We start from the raw sequence: 17275 nt of genomic DNA, 5'->3' as shown, positions 1-17275 counted from the left end.
GGACGATCAAAGCCCTGACTGCGATCTTTTTTGGCAGGGTGAGGGACGGCTCGTTTTTTAGGCTGTTTGGGCGTCCGCTTTTCGGACAGCCCAATGGCTCGACCGGTCGATCTCCCTGGCGGTTTCAAAATACCGTCTCGCATCCAGGCAAACGGGAGATCGGGTCCAATGAAGCATCTTCACTTTGTGACGGCGGTCAGCATGGCCGTGCTGGTCACCACCGCGCATGTCCAGGCTCAGCAGAAGACGCTCTACGTCGCCGGCTATGGTGGCTCGTTCGAGAAAACCGTCCGCGAGGAGGTGATCCCGCAATTCGAGCAGGCCAACGGGGTCAAGGTCGAATACGTCGCCGGCAACTCCACCGACACGCTCGCCAAGCTGCAGGCGCAGAAGGGCAACCAGCAGATCGACGTCGCCATCGTCGACGACGGCCCGATGTATCAGGCGATCCAACTCGGCTTCTGCGACAAGGTGAGCGGCCTGCCCGGCGATCTGCTCGAGGTCGCGCGCTTCAAGGACGACAAGGCGGTTGCCATCGGCCTCGTCGCGACGGGCCTGATGTACAACAAGAAGGTGTTCGCCGAGAAGGGTTGGGCGGCGCCGACATCGTGGAACGATCTCAAGGATCCGAAATACAAGCAGCTGCTCGTCATCCCGCCGATCAATAACACCTACGGCCTCAACGTGCTCCTGATGATGGCGAAGATGAACGGCGGCAGCGAGAGCAATGTCGATGCCGGTTTCAAGATATTCAAGTCCGACATCAATCCGAACGTGCTCGCCTATGAGCCGTCGCCGGGCAAGATGACCGAGCTGTTTCAATCGGGCCAGGCCGTCATCGCGGTGTGGGGCAGTGGCCGCGTGCAGAGCTTCGCCAACACCGGCTTCCCGGTCGATTTCGTCTACCCGAAGGAAGGCGCCGTCAGCCTTTTGACGACGGCATGCCCGATCGCCAAGGCCTCGGTCTCGCCGCTGGCCTCGAGCTTCATCAAGCTGCTGCTCGACCCGAAGATTCAGCTGACGATGCTGAAGGAATATGGCTATGGGCCGGTGGTCAAGTCCGTCGTCGTCCCCGAGGGCGTCGGCGCCATGGCTCCCATCGGCGAGCGGGCCGCCAAGGTCTACGCGCCGGATTGGACCGTGGTGAACGAGAAGCGCGAGGAATGGACCAAGCGCTGGAATCGCGAGGTCGAGCGCTGATGAGTTGCCACGCTTATTGATTCAGACGGCAGTGAGCTCCCTCTCCCCCGTTCTTCACGGGGAGAGGGCAGGGGTGAGGGGCAGCCGCACGGGTGGTGCAGTCGTTAGACCTGTACCCCCTCACCCGGATTGCAGCTGTCGATGCAATCCGACCTCTCCCTGCAAGCGGGGGCGAGGTGCACCTAGCGCGTTGGTAGACCGAGATGATGTCTACCGGTGCTAACCATCGTCTTGTCCAGCTCATCCAAGTCCTGAGTTAGTTCGGAACCTCTTCATGTCCTTCCTCGAGCTCGATCGCGTCGGAAAGTCCTTCGGCCCCAATACGGCCGTCGAAGAGTTCAGTCTCGCCGTCAGCAAGGGCGAGTTCGTCTCGTTCCTCGGCCCGTCCGGCTGCGGCAAGACCACGACCTTGCAGATGATCGCTGGCTTCCTCGATCCCTCGCACGGCGCGATCCGGCTGGAAGGCAAGGATCTCGTCGCGGTGCCGCCGGCCAGGCGCGGGCTCGGCATCGTCTTCCAGAGCTACGCGCTGTTTCCGCACATGACGGCGGCCGAGAACGTCGCCTTTGGTCTCGAAATGCGCAAAGTCTCACGTCGCGAGCGCGAGGAGCGGGTGCGTTCGGCCCTCGCGCTCGTCGGTCTCGCCGGCTATGAGGACCGTCATCCGCGCCGCATGTCCGGCGGCCAGCAGCAGCGCGTGGCGCTGGCGCGCGCGCTTGTGATCCGTCCCAGCGTGCTGCTGCTCGACGAGCCGCTGTCGAATCTCGACGCGCGGCTGCGCGAGGACATGCAGATCGAGCTGCGCCAGATCCAGCGCAATCTCGGCACCACCACTATCCTCGTCACCCACGACCAGATCGAGGCGATGTCGCTGTCCGACCGCATCGTCGTGATGAGCAAGGGCAGGATCGAGCAGATCGGCACGCCGCAGCAGGTCTATGAGCAGCCGGCGTCGGCTTTCGTCGCACAGTTCCTCGGCAAGACGAACGAGTTTTCCGCGACGGTGGATCGCGTCTCGGGGCAGCCCAGGCTGGTCGCGGGCACGTGGAGCGCGCCGGCGCCGGCCGGCGTGGCCGGTCCCGTCACGGTCAGCGTGCGGCCCGAGCGCATCAGCTTCGGCAATGCAGGCCTCGCCGGCCGCATCACCAGCCGCATCTTCCAGGGCAATCACTGGCTGTTCCAATGCGACACCGAATGCGGGCCCGCGATCGTGATCCGGCAGAATGACGGTCAGAGCCAGCCGGAGCAGGGCGCCGCCGTTCATCTGGTCTGGCAGGCCTCCGACATGAGCCTGCGGGCCGCGCGGGCCGCAGCATGAGCGTCACCGCTGCCACCGACTCGTCCGACGCCCGCGCCGGCCTGTCGCTCGCGCTACCAGCCTTGATGCTGTTCATCGGCGTCGTCGTCATTCCCCTTCTCATGACGGTGATGCTGTCGTTCCACGATTGGGGCCAGTACAAGGGAATCGAGCCGGTCTTCATCCTGAAGAACTGGATCGAGATCTTCGACGACCCTTACTACGCCGAGATGTTCTGGCGCACCTTCCGGGTCGCCGTGCTGGCGACCTTGATCACGGCGGTGTTCGGCGTGCCCGAGGCCTATATCCTCAATCGCATGCAGGGGCCGTGGAAGGGTCTCTTCCTGCTCGTGATCATCGGCCCGCTGCTGATCTCGGTGGTGGCGCGCACGCTCGGCTGGGCGCTGCTGTTCGGCGGCAACAACGGTCTTGCCAACAAGCTGCTGATGACGCTCGGCCTGATCGATTCGCCGGTCCGTTTCATGTTCACCGAGACCGGCATGATCATCGCGCTGGCGCATGCGATGATGCCGTTCATGGTTCTCGCAGTGTGGACCGCGCTGCAGCGGCTCGATCCGCAGGTCGAGAACGCGGCGCTATCGCTCGGCGCCGGCTCGCTCACGGTCGTCCGTCGCATCGTGCTGCCGCAGATCATGCCGGGCGTGCTGTCGGGCGCGATCATCGTGTTCTCGCTGTCGGCCAGCGCGTTCGCGACACCCGCGATCATCGGCGGCCGCCGGCTGAAGGTCGCCGCGACGCTCGCCTATGACGAGTTCCTCAACACGTTGAACTGGCCGCTCGGCGCGGCCGTGGCCGTGCTGCTGCTGATCGCGCTGGTGCTGATCGTCGTCGGCTCCAACGCGCTGATCGAGCGCCGCTACCAGGAGATGTTCCGATGAGCCGGAATGGCCCTGTCGCATTGATCTTCCACACCCTGTTCGTCGTGTTCATGGTGGCGCCGATCCTGGTCGTGTGCTGGGTCGCGTTCACGCCGGAAGGCTTTCTATCGATCCCGCTGACGCATTTTTCGCTGCGCTGGTTCAGGGCGCTCGCCAACTATCCTGAATTCGTCCATGCCTTCGGCGTCAGCCTGTGGCTCGGCGCGCTGTCGTCATGCATCGCGCTCTTGTTCGCCGTGCCGGCGGCTCTGGCGCTCAGCCGCACGCGTTTTCGCGGCCGCGACGCGCTGTCGGCGCTGTTCCTGTCGCCGCTGATGATCCCGCACGTCGTGCTCGGCATCGCCTTCCTGCGCTTCTTCACCTCCGTCGGCATCGGCGGCACCTTCGTCGCGCTGGTGATCGCCCACGTCGTCGTCGTGTTTCCGTTCGCGCTGCGCCTCACGCTGGCTTCCGCCACCGGCATGGACCGCTCGGTCGAGATGGCCGCGATCTCGCTCGGCGCCGACGGCTGGACCATGTTCCGCCGCGTCACGCTGCCCGCAATTCTGCCCGGCATCGTCAGTGGCTGGATGCTCGCCTTCATCCAGTCGTTCGATGATCTGACCATGACCGTATTCCTGGCGACGCCGGGCACCGAGACCCTGCCGGTCCGCATGTTCCTCTACATCCAGGACAACATCGATCCGCTGGTGACATCGGTGTCCGCCAGCGTCATCGCCATCACCATGGCCGTGCTGATCCTGCTCGATCGCGTCTATGGACTCGACCGGGTGCTGACCGCCAAGGGCGGCGACGCAGGGCGATAGGAGACATCATGATGAGAGACTACGACGTCGCCGTCGTCGGCGGCGGGCTGCTCGGCTCCGCGATTGCCTGGGGCCTCGGCCGGCTCGGCCAGCGTGTCGCGGTGCTCGACGAAGGCGACATCGCCAAGCGCGCCTCGCGTGCGAACTTCGCGCTGGTCTGGGTGCAGAGCAAGGGTCTGGGCATGCCGGCCTATACCGGCTGGACGGTGCGTGGCGCCAAGGCATGGCCGAAGCTCGCCGAGGAGCTGAAGGCACAAACGGGTCTCGACGTCGTCCTGCAGCAGAATGGCGGCTTCCATCTCACTTTGGGCGAGCGCGAATACGAGCAGCGGACGCAGCTCGTTGCGCGCATGCACAACCAGGTCGGCGCCGCCGACTATCAGATGGAGATGCTGCCGGCAGCTGAGGTCAGGAAGATGCTGCCGCTGATCGGGCCGGAGGTCTCCGGCGGCAGCTTCTGTCCCTATGACGGTCACGTGAATTCGCTGCGCACCTTCCGAGCGCTGCATGTCGGAATGAAGCAGTTCGGCGTCGACTATCTGCCGGAGCGCGCGGTCGGCGCGATCATGCGTGATGGCCATGAGTTCAAGTTGACGACGGCGCAAGGCGAGATCCGTGCGGCGAAGGTCGTGCTCGCCGCGGGCAATGCCAACCAGACGCTGGCGCCGATGGTCGGCCTGTCGGCGCCGATGGGCCCGACGCGCGGTCAGATCGTCGTGACCGAGCGCACCATGCCGTTCCTGCCGCATCCGCTGACCACGATCCGCCAGACCGACGAGGGCACGGTGATGATCGGCGACAGCAAGGAGGATGAGCTCGACGATCGCGTGCAGAACCACCCGATCAACGCGGTCATGGCCGATCGCGCCCAGCGCACCTTCCCGCATCTGGCGCGGCTCAACGTGGTCAGGAGCTGGACCGGCATTCGCGTGATGCCGAGGGATGGTTTTCCGATCTATGAGCAGTCGGAGACGCATCCGGGCGCCTTCGTCGCCTGCTGCCATTCCGGCGTGACCTTGGCCGCCAACCACGCCTTCGAGATCGCGCGCATGATCCAGCAGGGCGCGCTGGAGCCGGAGCTGGTCGGGGCCTTCACCGCCAGGCGCTTCGACAGCGAGGCCGGAGCTGGCGGAAGTGGCTACTACTGAGATTGCGGCGAAGGCCGCCACGGAGACGATGATGTTCAAACGTGTAGACGGTGATGGCAGGGGATCGGTGACGATCCATGTCGAGGGCCAGGCGATCGCTGCGCGCGAAGGCGACACGGTATCGGCGGCGCTGCTCGCCTCCGGCCTCGATGTCAGGCGCGCGACCGCGGTCAGCGGCGCGAGGCGGTTGCCTTACTGCATGATGGGCGTGTGCTTCGATTGCCTCGTCACCATCGACGGCGTCGGCAACCGCCAGGGCTGCCTCGTGCCCGTTGCCGAGGGCATGCAGATCGAAATCCAGAAGGGCAAGCGGGAGATCGGAAAATGAGCGCCGCGCCGAAGCAGGATCAATACGATGTAGTGGTGATTGGCGCAGGTCCCGCAGGCCTCGCCGCGACGGCGCTGACGGCCGAGGCCGGCCTGTCCACGCTGCTGCTGGACGAGAATGCCGGCCCGGGCGGCCAGGTCTGGCGCGCGATCAATTCCACGCCGGTGACGACCGAAGCGCTGCTTGGCGTGGACTATTGGTCGGGCGCGGAGATCGCGAGGGCCGCGCGGGACAGTGGCGCCGAGATCATCCATCGTGCCACCGTGTGGAGCCTCGACCGTAATCTGGAGATCGGCGTGTCCGTCGGCGGCGGATCCACCTTTGTCAAAGCGAAACGCGTCATCATCGCGACCGGCGCGCAGGAGCGTCCGTTTCCGGTTCCCGGCTGGACCTTGCCCGGCGTGATGACGGCGGGCGCGGCGCAGACGATGCTGAAATCCTCCGGCCTGGTGCCTGACTGCCCGACGGTGCTTGCGGGGCAGGGACCGCTGCTGTGGCTGCTCGCGGCGCAGATCCTGCGCCTCGGCGGCCGCATCGATCGCGTGCTCGACACCACACCGCGCGCCAACTACATCGCCGCGCTGCCTCACGCTTTCGCGTTCCTGACCTCGCCCTATTTCGGCAAGGGGCTGGCGATGATGCGCGAGGTGCGTGCGAAGGTGCGCGTCACGAGCGGCGTGACGGAGTTGTCTGCGGCGGGCGATGGCAAGGTCGAAAGTGTGACCTGTGTTGCCGGCGGCAAGCGTGAGACGCTGCCGGCCGAGCTGCTGCTGCTGCATCAGGGTGTCGTGCCCAATGTCAATCTCGCGATGGCCGCCGGAGTCGAGCATCGCTGGAACGAGCTGCAGCTGTGCTGGACGCCGGTGCTGGATGCGTTCGGCAATAGTTCTGTTGCCGGCATCGCGATTGCCGGCGACGGCGCCGGCATCGGCGGGGCACAGGCAGCCGTGGTGCGCGGCCGACGGGCGGCGGGCGATGCGATCAAGGCGCTGCGGCCGCAGGCGAAGATCGTCGATCTTTCCGCTGAGTTGGCGCGCGCCGAGCGCGGCCGCGCCTTTCTCGATGTTCTGTTCCAGCCGGCAAGACAGTTCCGCATCCCGCAAGGCGACACCATCGTGTGCCGTTGCGAGGAGATCACCGCCAAGGACGTGCTCGACTCCGTGGCGATCGGCGCCACCGGCCCCAATCAGCTCAAGGCCTATCGCCGCACCGGCATGGGTCCGTGCCAGGGGAGGCTGTGCGGCCTCACCGTCACCGAGCTGATGGCGGAGGCCCGAGGCAAGAGTCCGCAGGAGATCGGCTATTATCGTCTGCGCGCGCCGGTGAAGCCGATCATGCTGTCGGAGCTTGCGAGCCTGCCGAAGAGCGAGGAGTCGATCAAGGCCGTGGTGCGCGGATGATCAAGCAAGCGGATGCCATCATTGTCGGTGGCGGCATCCATGGCTGCTCCACCGCGCTGCACCTCTGTCTCGCCGGCTTGAAGCCGTTGCTGATCGAGAAGGACTATGCCGGCCGTCATGCCTCAGGCGTCAATGCCGGGGGCGTGCGCCAGCTCATGCGCGATGTCGCCGAGATCCCGCTCTCGATCCGCTCGATGGCAATCTGGGAGACCATCGTCGATCTCGTCGACGATGATTGCGGCTTCGAGAGCCATGGTCAGGTGTTGGTCGCCGAGAACGACGCGGAGCTCGACGCCTGCCGCGCCCGCGTCGCGGACCTCAACGCGCGCGGCTTCAGCCATGAAGAACTGATCGACGGTGCGGAGCTGCGCCGGCTGGTTCCCGCGGTGGCGGAGAGCTGTCCGGGCGGCGTGGTGTCACGCCGCGACGGCGCGGCGCAACCCGCGCGCACCACCACCGCATTCCGGCGCAAGGCCGAGCAGCTCGGTGCGATCATCCGCGAAGGCATCGCCGCGACCAACATCCGCAGGGCGCACGGCCTGTGGCATGTCGACGTCGGCTCCGAGACGTTCGCTGCCCCGGTGCTGGTCAATGCCGCCGGCGCCTGGGCGGGCAGGATCGCAGCCCAGCTGGGTGAGCCGGTGCCGGTCGAGACCATCGCGCCGATGCTGATGATCACCTCGCCGGTCGCGCATTTCATCGATCCCGTCGTGATCCTGCGTGGCCGCAAGCTGTCGTTCAAGCAGTTTCCGAATGGTACGGTGCTGATCGGCGGCGGGCATCTTGCCGCGCCTGACCAGGACCGCAACGAGACGGTGCTCGACTGGCGCAAGCTCGCCGAGAGCGCGCGCACGGTCTCCGAGCTGTTCGAGGTGATGCGCAGCGCGACCATCACGCGCGCCTGGGCCGGCATCGAGGCCCGCATGCGCGACGACATTCCGGTGTTTGGCCCGAGCGCGCTGCATGAGGGACTGTTTCACCAGTTCGGCTTCTCGGCGCACGGCTTCCAGCTCGGGCCTGGCGCCGGCGCCGTGATGGCCGAGCTGATCGTCCATGGCGGCACCCAGACGCGCATCGGCGGGCTCAGCATCGAGCGCTTCCGCAAACCCACCCCGTCAGCAACAGCATGAGGACATGATGACCATCACCCGCAAGATCCGCTCCGCCATTCACCACCGCATCGTCGAGGCCAACGGCTTCGTGTTCATCGGCGGCACCATCGCCGACGATACCTCGGTATCGATGGGCGAGCAGACCCGGAACATTCTCGGCAAGATTGACGGCTTCCTCAAGGAGGCCGGCACCGATCGATCGCGCGTCGTGTCAGGCCAGATCTTCGTCACGGACCTGTCCAAGAAGAAGGAGATGGATGCGGCCTGGACCGAGTTCTTCGGCGACGACCTGCCGGTGCGTGCCACCGTCGGCATCTCCGATCTCGGCGGTGGCGCGTTGATCGAGATCGTGATCACCGCTGTCAAAGGCTGAGCAGCGCATCAGACCAACGGCCTGTCGATGACGCGCGGGGCTTCGCTCCGCGCGTCATTTGCTTTCTGGATGATTTCGATCGAACATGGTGCGCCTCATCACCGCACTCGCCAGGGAAAGCCGACCTCATGAACGACGCGCGCAGCCTGCCATCTCCGTCCACCGGCCTGGATGCGGTGCTCGCCCATATCGACGCTCACAAGCAGGATTTCCTTGCCCGCGTCATGGACTATGTTCGCCATCCCTCGATCAGCGCCCATAATATCGGTATCGCAGAAGTCGCAGCTCTGCTGGTGAAAATGCTGCGCGAGATCGGGCTGGAGGCCGAGACGGTGCCGACGGCAGGCCATCCGATGGTGCTCGGACGATGGCAGAAGAAGCCGGGCGCGCCCACAGTGCTGCTCTACGGCCACTACGACGTGCAGCCGCCCGATCCGCTCGATCTGTGGCTGAGCCCGCCGTTCGAGCCGACCATCCGTGACGGCCGCATCTATGCGCGGGGCATCGGCGACAACAAGGGCCAGCATTTCGCGCAGCTGATGGCGATCGAGTCCCATCTCGAGGTCCATGGCGAGCTACCCTGCAACGTCATCGTCCTGCTCGAGGGCGAGGAGGAGATCGGCAGCCCGCGGATTGCCGATTTCGTCGCCGCGCATCGCGAGCGGTTGAAAGCGGATTTCGTCGTCACCGCCGATGGTCCGATGCATCCCTCCGGCCGCCCGACCATGACTTACGGCGTGCGCGGCATGTGCTCCTTCGAGCTGCGCGCCCGGCATGCGAATCGTGACGTGCATTCCGGCAACCTCGGCGGCGTCGTGCCGAACCCGATCTGGACCCTGGTGCATCTGCTCGGCACCATGAAGAATACCGCGGGCGAGATCACCATCGACGGCCTGCACGATGCGATCGTGTCGCCGAGCGCGCTGGATGTTGCGGCAGTGAAGCGCCTGCCGCTCGATCTCGATGCCGCCAAGGCGAGCCTGGGTCTCAGCCGCCTCGATGCGCCGGCCGAGCGCGGCTACTACGAAAGGCTGATGTTCCATCCGACGCTCACCATCAACGGCTTTCATGGCGGCTATGGCGGACCTGGCAGCAAGACTGTCCTTCCCTGCGAGGCGTTCGTGAAGTGTGACATCCGCTTGGTCGAGGCGATGACGCCGGACGACGTGCTGGCCAAGGTCGAGGCGCATGTGAAGAGGCATGCGCCGGAGGTCGAGTTCATCCCGCGCGGGGGCATGCTGCCGTCGCGCGTGCCGCTGGATTCGCCGTTCGCCGCGATCATCCGTGATGCGGTTACGCTGGCGCAGGGTATCACCCCGCTCGAATTCCCCTGCACCGGCGGCAGCCTGCCGGACTATGTCTTCACCAAAATCCTGGGCGTGCCCGCCTTCGTCGTTCCCTATGCCAATGCCGACGAGGCCAATCATGCACCGAATGAGAACATGACGATCGACTGCTTCTATAGAGGCATCCGCACGGGGGCGGCGCTGCTCGATCGTGTCGGCGCAAGTCGCAATTAGTGGCGGAACCAGCTCATCACGATTTTTTGCGTCACTGCGGCGGTCATCGCGCGGCCACGAAACGATGGCATTGAGACCGCGCTCGCTCGCCGTGCGGCACGAATCGACCGCACGCGGCGAGATCGCGCATGGATTAACGCAGTTGATATCGCCTATTGTCGATGAGGATTAGTAACCGTCGCATCAGGGCTCGGAGCTGCCACATGCACGACCCCGTTGACCGTCCGAGTGATCAGACGAGTTCCCTTGGAGTCCGCGCGCCGGGTGAGCTCGCAGATGGCGAGTCTCGAGCCGCCATGGGCACGACGACGGCGCCCCTGATCCAGCTCGAGCCGGAACCGACCGCCAGCGTCGCCCCCGATGGTTCTGACCATGACCTGCGGGATGATCGTGAAAAGGCCCAGCTCGTCACCCCGACGATGTGGCGGTGATCAGCCGACATTTCCGCGGAGTTCAGCTGCAGTCAGGACTTGCGCGTCGGAGCCGTGACCGGACCGCCCGTGCCGTGTGGCCTCTTCTGCTCCTGTTGCTCCAACTGCTTGTCGATCGTCTCGCGTCCGCTGGCTCCTTGTCGATTCCAATGTCGAGAAGGTCACGCTGCAGTTCGTTCAGCATGAGGAGCGCTAGGCGGCAGCCTGAGCGCGGAGTGGTATCTCGGGCGGGGCAACGACCCCGTCAACCGGACGGCAACCTCCGGTATCATCCGGATACCCACGACTCACCTGATCTAGTAAATCAATTGCAGCCCTTCTTGGGGCGTTTCCTCCCTGGACTTGGGCCGCCTGCACCGATCGTGTAGGCGGCTTCTTTCTTTTGGGAGCCTCATCGTCTGCCTGGAACCTCACATCACGCGGGCCGGTCCGCCAGTCGAACCCACGGGCGGGCGCCTCCGTCGCGCTCCTCGAAGCCGACGATGTCGTCCTTGAGCGACAGCGTGAGGTCGAGGTCGTCCCAGCCATTGAGCAGCTTGAGCTGCCAGATGGGATCTATGGTGAATGAATAGTTGCGGTTGCCGAGCCTGATCAGGCAGTCGTTGAGATCGACGGTGATTGCTGTGCTCACCGTTTGGAGCTGGGCGAGAATCTCCTCCGCGTCGGCCTCGCTCACCTTGGCCGGCAGCAATCCGTTGTTGACGGCATTGGAGGCGAAGATGTCGCCGAAGCTCGGCGCGATCACGCAGCGGAAGCCGAAATCGACCAGCGCGTAGACCGCAGCCTCGCGCGAGGAGCCGGCGCCGAAATTGCGCCGGGTCACCAGCACCTCGGCGCCTTGCGATGCCATGGCATGGAGCGGGAAGTCGGGGCGCGGCTTGCCGGACTCGTCGTAGCGCATGTCGTAGAGCAGAAATTGTCCATAGCCGTCGGCACGTGAGCGCTTCATGAAGCGCGCCGGAATCAGCTGATCGGTGTCGATGCTGGCGAGCGGCAGCGCGCAGGCTGATGTCGTGAGGATATCGAACGGCTTCATGCGTTGCTCCTCATCAAGACTCGGACGTCGGTCAGATGACCCGTCACCGCGGCCGCCGCGACCATCGCCGGCGACATCAGATGGGTGCGCGCACCGGGACCTTGGCGACCCTTGAAATTGCGGTTGGTGGTCGAGGCGCAGCGCTCGCCCGGCGGCACGAGGTCGCCGTTCATGCCGACGCACATCGAGCAGCCCGAACCGACCCAGTCGAGGCCGGCGGCGATGAAGATGCGGTCGAGACCTTCCTGCTCGGCCTGCTGCTTGACGAGGTGCGAGCCGGGCGACACCAGCCCGGGCACGCGCGCCGTGCGGCCGGAGAGAATGCCGGCGGCGGCGCGCAGATCCTCGATGCGGCTGTTGGTGCATGAGCCGATGAAGACGCGGTCGATCGGGATCGTGTCGAGCGCCTGGCCCGGCGTGAGCCTCATGTAGTCGAGCGCCTCCCGGACGTGGCTCGCGCGCGAGGGGTCGTCGAGATTTGCAGGGTCGGGCACGCATGCGCCGATCGGCAGCGCATCCTCGGGACTGATGCCCCACGTCACCGTCGGTGCGATATCCATTCCACGCAGCATGATCTCGCGATCAAACGTCGCGTCGGCATCCGTCGGGAGGTCGCGCCACGCGGCGATGGCTCGATCGAGCATGTCGGCCTCAGGGGCGAACGGCCGTCCCCTGACATAGGCGAACGTCGTCTCGTCCGGGGCAATCATGCCGCAGCGGGCGCCGCTCTCGATCGAGAGGTTGCACAGCGTCAGCCGTCCTTCCATCGACAGCGCGCGGATTGCGCTGCCCGCATATTCGATCGCGTGCCCCTGCGCGCCGTCGGCGCCGATCGTGGCGATGATCGACAGTGCAATGTCCTTGGCGGTGATGCCGGGCGCCGTGACGCCGTCGACCGTGATGCGCATCCGCTTCGGCCGCTTCTGCCACAGGCACTGGGTCAGCAGCACATGCGCGACCTCGGACGCGCCGATGCCGAAAGCGAGCGCGCCGAACGCGCCATGCGTCGACGTGTGGCTGTCGCCGCAGACCATGGTGAGGCCGGGGAGGGTGAGGCCCTGCTCGGGCCCGACGACATGCACGATGCCCTGGCGCGGATCATCAAAGCCGAACAGACGGATGTCGTTGGCGCGGCAATTGTCCTCCAACTGCTTGATCATCCCGGCAATATCAGGCGCAATCTCGCCCCATGCGCGCGTCCGCGTCGGCACATAGTGATCGGCCACACCGATCGTGAGGTCGGGGCGGCCTACCCGTGCTCCCTTGTCCTTCAGCTTGTTGAAGGCGTGGAACGAGCCTTCGTGCACGAGGTGGCGGTCGATATACAGCAGAACGGCGCCATCCTCGCGTTCGGTGACGACGTGAAGATCCCAGACCTTGTCGAACAGCGTCCGCGGCTGCCGCGCTGCCTTCGTCATGCCCGAACGTCCTCAGTTGATCTCACCACGCGATCCTCATGTCGTGATTCCCGGCGCCGGGGGGAAGGGGGCGCGTGCCGCCATGTGGCCCTGATAGACGGCCTCCAGCGCCGTGCGCGGCGCGTTGTTGTCGCCGACCTGCATCACGGGCGTGCCGGCGCGCCGCAAGGCGAGATAGAGCGACTGATCCGTGCGGTTGTGATCGACGGCAACCAGCGCCGAAAAGCCGGTGAGGCGCTCGATGTGTCCGGTCGAGAGATCTTCGATCTCCAGCGTCGCGCCGTCATACGAGCGCACGGCGCGCAAGGTGGCAATCCTCACCTTGCGCTCGCGCAGACGGCGGCTGTTGGCGAGCGTCGAGTAGACCGTCGTGCGCCACGCGTAGCTCGCCGCTGGCACGAACAGGGTCACGGCCTTGCCGAGGTCGGCGAAATGCTCAAGCGCCGACAACGTGCCCCACTCGCCGGTGCGGTCGAACACCGCGACCGACGCGCCGAGCTGGTCCGGCGAGCGCAACGCGTCGGGCAGGGTGAACACTGGGCCATTCCCCGCAACGGGCAAGGCGCTGGTCGTCGAGCCCGTCGCCAGCACGATCCGGTCGGCGCCGAAGGCCTCGATCGCGGCGGCGTCCGCATCCCTGTTGAAAACGATGGTGGCGCCGAGGCGCATCAAGGCCGCGATCTGGTGCTCCACGAACGTCTTGAAGTTCGCGCGCTTCGGCATCAGCCACGCCGTGCGCAGCTGACCACCGAGCTGATCGCTGCGCTCCCACAGCGTCACCTCGTGGCCAAGCGCCGCTGCCACGCGCGCCGCCTCCAGCCCCGCCGGACCGCCGCCGACCACGAGGATGCGACGGGCCGCCTTCCGCGGCAGCGCCTCCGGTTCCTCGAACTGTCCTTCCAGTCCGGCGATGGGGTTGATCAGGCAGCGGATCGGCAGGTTCCGCTCGAGCATGCCGGCGCAACCCTGGTTGCAGCCGATGCAGCGGCGGATTTCATTGAGGCGGCCTTCGACCGATTTGCGCACGATCGCAGGCTCGGCGAGATGAGCGCGGGCCATGCCCACAGCGTCCGCACCGCCTCCGGCGATCATCGCGTCGGCTTCGTCCAGTCCGGTAAAACGGCACACCGCGAACACGGGCGTTTCGAAGCCATCCGCGCGCAGCGAATGGCGAATGCGTGCGGGCAGGGTGCGGAATGGAGCCGGATCGAACGCCATGTCGGCCATCTGCGTCGCCAGCGAGTAGCTCGCGACATAGGCCGAATGCGAGACGTTGACGAAATCGACCCGCACCTGCCTGGTGAGCATCGGCACGATGCGTTCGGCCTCCTCGATGCCGAGCCCGCCGTCGGCATATTCCTCACCGCTGAAGCGGATGCCCAGGCAGAAACCGTCGCCAAGCTCCGCCCGCAATGCCGCGAGCACGCGCGCCGGAAAGCGCAGCCGGTTCTCCAGCGAACCTCCGTAATCATCGTCGCGCTTGTTCGACAGCGGCGACATGAACTGCTGCAGCAGGTGACCATGCGCCATCTGCAGCTCGATGCCGTCGAAGCCGGCCGCCACCAGATTGCGCGCGGTGACGAGATGGCCCTCGATCACCTGCTCCATGTCGAATTCGTCCATCGGCCGCGGCGGCAGGGCTGAGATCGACCACGGGATGGGCGAGGCGCCCCACGAGACCGTGCGCTCGAAATCGCCCTCGACCTGGCGTCCGAGATGGATGATCTGGCCGAGCATCAAAGCGCCTTCCGCCTTCACCGCATCGGTGATGCGGCGGAACGGATCGATGCAGGCGGGATCGAAGCCGCACACGGCCTGCGGCCGGCCCAGCGAATTGGCGTGCACACGGATGGATTCGAAGATGATGGCGCCGACCCCGCCGCGCGCACGGGCGCGATGATAGGCGAGGTGCTGGGCGCTCGGCAGATGGTGCTCGCCGAAATTGGTGGTGTGCGCGGGGACGAAGATGCGGTTCCGGAAGCGCAGATGGCCGACGTCGAGCGGGCTCAAGGCCTGTGCATATGGCTGATGCTGCGACAAATCGCGTGATCCTCCGAAGAAGCCGCCCATGGCTTGATCCTTGCTCCGCGGACGGTCGTGGGGCCGGTTGACCGAAGCTGTCATATTTTCTATACACCTACTGTATTGGAAGCAAGATAGCTCTGTCACCACGGGACTTCCCGCCTTGCGCACCGCGTCCGAGCCACTGAAGGCACGACGGATTTACCTGCTGCTGAAGGACAAGATCGCATCCGGCGAGCTTGCGGATGGCGAGCGGCTGCCCGGCGAATTCGCGCTGGCCGAAGAGCATAACGTCTCCCGTGTGACCATCCGTCAGGCGCTCGATCTGCTCGCTGGCGAGAACCTCATCCAGAAGAAGAGCGGACTCGGCACCTTCGTGCATCGCCCGGCGTCCAAGGTTCGCACGGTTCTTGCCGACGTCTCCAACGTGTTCGCGCATCTGATCGAGATGGGGCGCACGACCGACGTGCGCTTGCTGTCTTTCGACTATGTCGCGCCGCCGGATCAGATTCGCGAGGCCCTGCAGCTTGCGCCCGATGAGCGCTCGCAGCGCTCGGTGCGCGTCCGCCTGGTCGACGGCGTGCCGTTCTCCTATCTCATCGCCAACGTGCCTGAGCGCATCGGCCGCAACTATTCGCGCGAGGATCTCGCGCGCATGCCGCTGCTGGAGCTGATCGAGCGCTCGGGGCTGACGAGCGCCTCGGCGCGGCAGGAGATCAGCGCCGTGCTGTCGAGCCCCGATGTGGCCGAGGCGCTCGACATCGACGTCGGCATGCCGCTCGTGGCCCTGCGCCGCACGGTCTACGGCAAGGACGGTCAGCCGATGGAGCACCTGCAGGCGCTCTACCGGCCGGACCGCTATACATTGCAGATGAACCTCGAACGGACGGGCGACGAAGGGCACCGGCACTGGAGCCCGACCGCCGAGGTGTACCGCAGGGAGCGCCCGCGCCGGCGGCCGCCAGTCAGGAAAGTGGGGAAGTCATGACGTTGAGCTCGAAGTCGCTGTCACGCCGCACCGTGCTCAAGAGCGGTGTCGCGCTCACCTCGATGCTGGCCGCGCCGGGCCTGCTGCGCGCGGAGCCGGCGCCGGTCAAGGTCGGCCTGCTGCAGCCGATCTCCGGCGCGTTCGCGCTCGACGGCGACCTCGCCAAGATCGGCGCCGAGTTCGCGATCAAGGAGATCAACGATGCCGGCGGCATCAAGGCGCTCGGCGGCGCCAAGCTCGAACTGGTGATCGGCGACAGCCGCTCCAATGCTGAAGCCGGCGCGCAGGCGACCGAGGAGCTGCAGTCGGCCGGCGTCGCTGCCGTGCTCGGCGGTTTTGCCTCCGGCATCGCGCTGACGGCGACGCAGACTGCGTCGCGCTATGACCTGCCGTTCGTCGTCGACTGCGCCGTGGCCGATACCATCACCGAGCGTGGCCTGAAGAACACCTTCCGTTTCAATCCCAACTTCAGCATGGCAACTTCGGTGGCGCTGAAGAACCTGGTCAAGCTCAACGACGACGCCGGCAAGCCGATCAAGACGGTGGCGATCGTGCACGAGGACGGCCTGTTCGGCTCGGGCCTCGCCAAGATCATGCAGGAGAAGCTGCCGCCGCTCGGCTTCCAGATCGTCGAGACCATCGCGCATCCGACCCCGGCGCGCGACATGACCAACGTCGTGCTGCGGCTGCGCGCGCTCAATCCCGACCTGATCGTGCCCTCGCACTACTTCAACGAGTTCGTGCTGATGGCCCGCACCCTGCAGCAGCAGCGCGTGCGCCCGAAGGGCATCTACGCCGTGTTCGGCGGCGCGGCCTCCAGCTATCGCTTCGTCAACGAATTCCCCGAGGCCGCGCAGGGCGTGATGGACTGCAATCATTGGGGCGATCCGAAGAGCCCGATCACCGCCAAGCTGCGCGAGACGGTGACCGCCGCCGGCAAGTTCTACGCCTACAACACGCCGATCAACTACTCGCTGGTGAAGGTGTTCGCCCAGGCCGTCGAGAAGGCCGGCAGCGCCGATCGCGCCAAGATCATCGAGGCCCTGGCAGCGAACGAGTTCGACAGCGGCATCATGCCCTACGGCAAGACCAAGTTCGACGCCAAGGGCCAGAACACCAGCGCGCTGCCGCTGAACACCCAGGTCCAGGGCAAGGACATCAAGGTGATCTACCCGGCCGAGTACGCCGACGCCAAGCCGGTGTTCCCGATCAACGGGTGATCGGGCAGGACAGGCGAGGGCGGTCTGCACTTGCGCGATTGCAGTCGTCCTTCGCCGCTGAGGCCAAGCTTTCTCAC

16 protein-coding genes are annotated in these 17275 nt (G+C 65.8%); 13 read left to right on the top strand and 3 right to left on the bottom strand.

From position 1 onward, the window contains the following. Positions 1 to 168 precede the first annotated feature (168 nt). The 11 genes from QX108_RS12660 (at position 169) to QX108_RS12610 (ending at position 10514) form a co-directional block, all read left to right on the top strand. Positions 169 to 1200 carry an ABC transporter substrate-binding protein gene (locus QX108_RS12660; RefSeq protein ID WP_315785264.1) on the top strand — a complete coding sequence of 344 codons (1032 nt, stop codon included), beginning with the start codon at positions 169 to 171 and terminating at the stop codon, positions 1198 to 1200. A 274-nt stretch (positions 1201 to 1474) separates the two neighbouring features. Next, complete coding sequence (locus QX108_RS12655; protein ID WP_315785261.1) at positions 1475 to 2518, top strand: ABC transporter ATP-binding protein; 1044 nt, start codon at positions 1475 to 1477, stop codon at positions 2516 to 2518. Continuing rightward, positions 2515 to 3396, top strand: coding sequence for an ABC transporter permease (locus QX108_RS12650; RefSeq protein WP_315785257.1), 882 nt, complete (start codon positions 2515 to 2517; stop codon positions 3394 to 3396). The genes QX108_RS12655 and QX108_RS12650 overlap by 4 nt, the downstream gene beginning before the upstream one ends. After that, positions 3393 to 4202: an ABC transporter permease gene (locus QX108_RS12645; protein WP_172131781.1), complete on the top strand. Its 810-nt coding sequence runs from the start codon at positions 3393 to 3395 to the stop codon at positions 4200 to 4202. The genes QX108_RS12650 and QX108_RS12645 overlap by 4 nt, the downstream gene beginning before the upstream one ends. Before the next feature lie 8 nt (positions 4203 to 4210). Further along, positions 4211 to 5350, top strand: coding sequence for an FAD-dependent oxidoreductase (locus QX108_RS12640; RefSeq protein WP_315718730.1), 1140 nt, complete (start codon positions 4211 to 4213; stop codon positions 5348 to 5350). Positions 5351 to 5381: 31 nt separating this feature from the next. Further along, positions 5382 to 5678, top strand: coding sequence for a (2Fe-2S)-binding protein (locus QX108_RS12635; RefSeq protein WP_172110898.1), 297 nt, complete (start codon positions 5382 to 5384; stop codon positions 5676 to 5678). Then, entirely contained in the window at positions 5675 to 7078 is a 1404-nt protein-coding gene (locus QX108_RS12630; RefSeq protein ID WP_315785252.1) for an NAD(P)/FAD-dependent oxidoreductase, read from the top strand. Before QX108_RS12635 ends, QX108_RS12630 begins: the two co-directional genes overlap by 4 nt. Then, on the top strand, positions 7075 to 8208 hold the full coding sequence (locus QX108_RS12625) for an FAD-dependent oxidoreductase (protein ID WP_315785249.1): 1134 nt from the start codon (positions 7075 to 7077) through the stop codon (positions 8206 to 8208). The genes QX108_RS12630 and QX108_RS12625 overlap by 4 nt, the downstream gene beginning before the upstream one ends. Positions 8209 to 8215: 7 nt before the next feature. Continuing rightward, a complete protein-coding gene (locus tag QX108_RS12620) occupies positions 8216 to 8563 on the top strand; it encodes a RidA family protein (protein WP_315725999.1) in 348 nt (115 codons plus the stop codon). Between the two features lie 128 nt (positions 8564 to 8691). Beyond that, positions 8692 to 10083, top strand: coding sequence for a M20/M25/M40 family metallo-hydrolase (locus QX108_RS12615; protein WP_315785246.1), 1392 nt, complete (start codon positions 8692 to 8694; stop codon positions 10081 to 10083). 296 nt (positions 10084 to 10379) lie between these two features. Next, on the top strand, positions 10380 to 10514 hold the full coding sequence (locus QX108_RS12610; RefSeq protein WP_315785243.1) for a hypothetical protein: 135 nt from the start codon (positions 10380 to 10382) through the stop codon (positions 10512 to 10514). Positions 10515 to 10929: 415 nt separating this feature from the next. On the opposite strand, the gene leuD is transcribed toward QX108_RS12610, so the two are convergent. From leuD to QX108_RS12595, 3 genes are read right to left on the bottom strand one after another with little or no spacing between them, the layout of a single operon-like run. Next, the gene (gene leuD, locus QX108_RS12605) at positions 10930 to 11550 is read right to left on the bottom strand and encodes a 3-isopropylmalate dehydratase small subunit (RefSeq protein ID WP_315785240.1); all 621 of its coding nucleotides are present in this window, start codon (positions 11548 to 11550) and stop codon (positions 10930 to 10932) included. Continuing rightward, positions 11547 to 12968, bottom strand: coding sequence for a 3-isopropylmalate dehydratase large subunit (gene leuC / locus QX108_RS12600; RefSeq protein ID WP_315785237.1), 1422 nt, complete (start codon positions 12966 to 12968; stop codon positions 11547 to 11549). The genes leuD and leuC overlap by 4 nt, the downstream gene beginning before the upstream one ends. Positions 12969 to 13004: 36 nt before the next feature. Beyond that, on the bottom strand, positions 13005 to 15137 hold the full coding sequence (locus QX108_RS12595; protein ID WP_315799408.1) for an FAD-dependent oxidoreductase: 2133 nt from the start codon (positions 15135 to 15137) through the stop codon (positions 13005 to 13007). A 16-nt stretch (positions 15138 to 15153) separates the two neighbouring features. On the opposite strand from QX108_RS12595, the gene QX108_RS12590 reads away from it, so the two are divergent. Together QX108_RS12590 and QX108_RS12585 are read left to right on the top strand one after the other, a co-directional pair. Continuing rightward, positions 15154 to 15978 carry a GntR family transcriptional regulator gene (locus QX108_RS12590; protein ID WP_315785232.1) on the top strand — a complete coding sequence of 275 codons (825 nt, stop codon included), beginning with the start codon at positions 15154 to 15156 and terminating at the stop codon, positions 15976 to 15978. Beyond that, the gene (locus tag QX108_RS12585) at positions 15975 to 17198 is read left to right on the top strand and encodes an ABC transporter substrate-binding protein (RefSeq protein WP_315785229.1); all 1224 of its coding nucleotides are present in this window, start codon (positions 15975 to 15977) and stop codon (positions 17196 to 17198) included. Before QX108_RS12590 ends, QX108_RS12585 begins: the two co-directional genes overlap by 4 nt. Positions 17199 to 17275 lie beyond the last annotated feature (77 nt).

Source organism: Bradyrhizobium sp. SZCCHNR1002 (assembly GCF_032381435.1).
Classification (GTDB): Bacteria; Pseudomonadota; Alphaproteobacteria; order Rhizobiales; family Xanthobacteraceae; genus Bradyrhizobium; species Bradyrhizobium aeschynomenes.
Note: the sequence above shows the minus strand (reverse complement) of the source record. Positions and strands in the feature narration are given on the sequence as shown.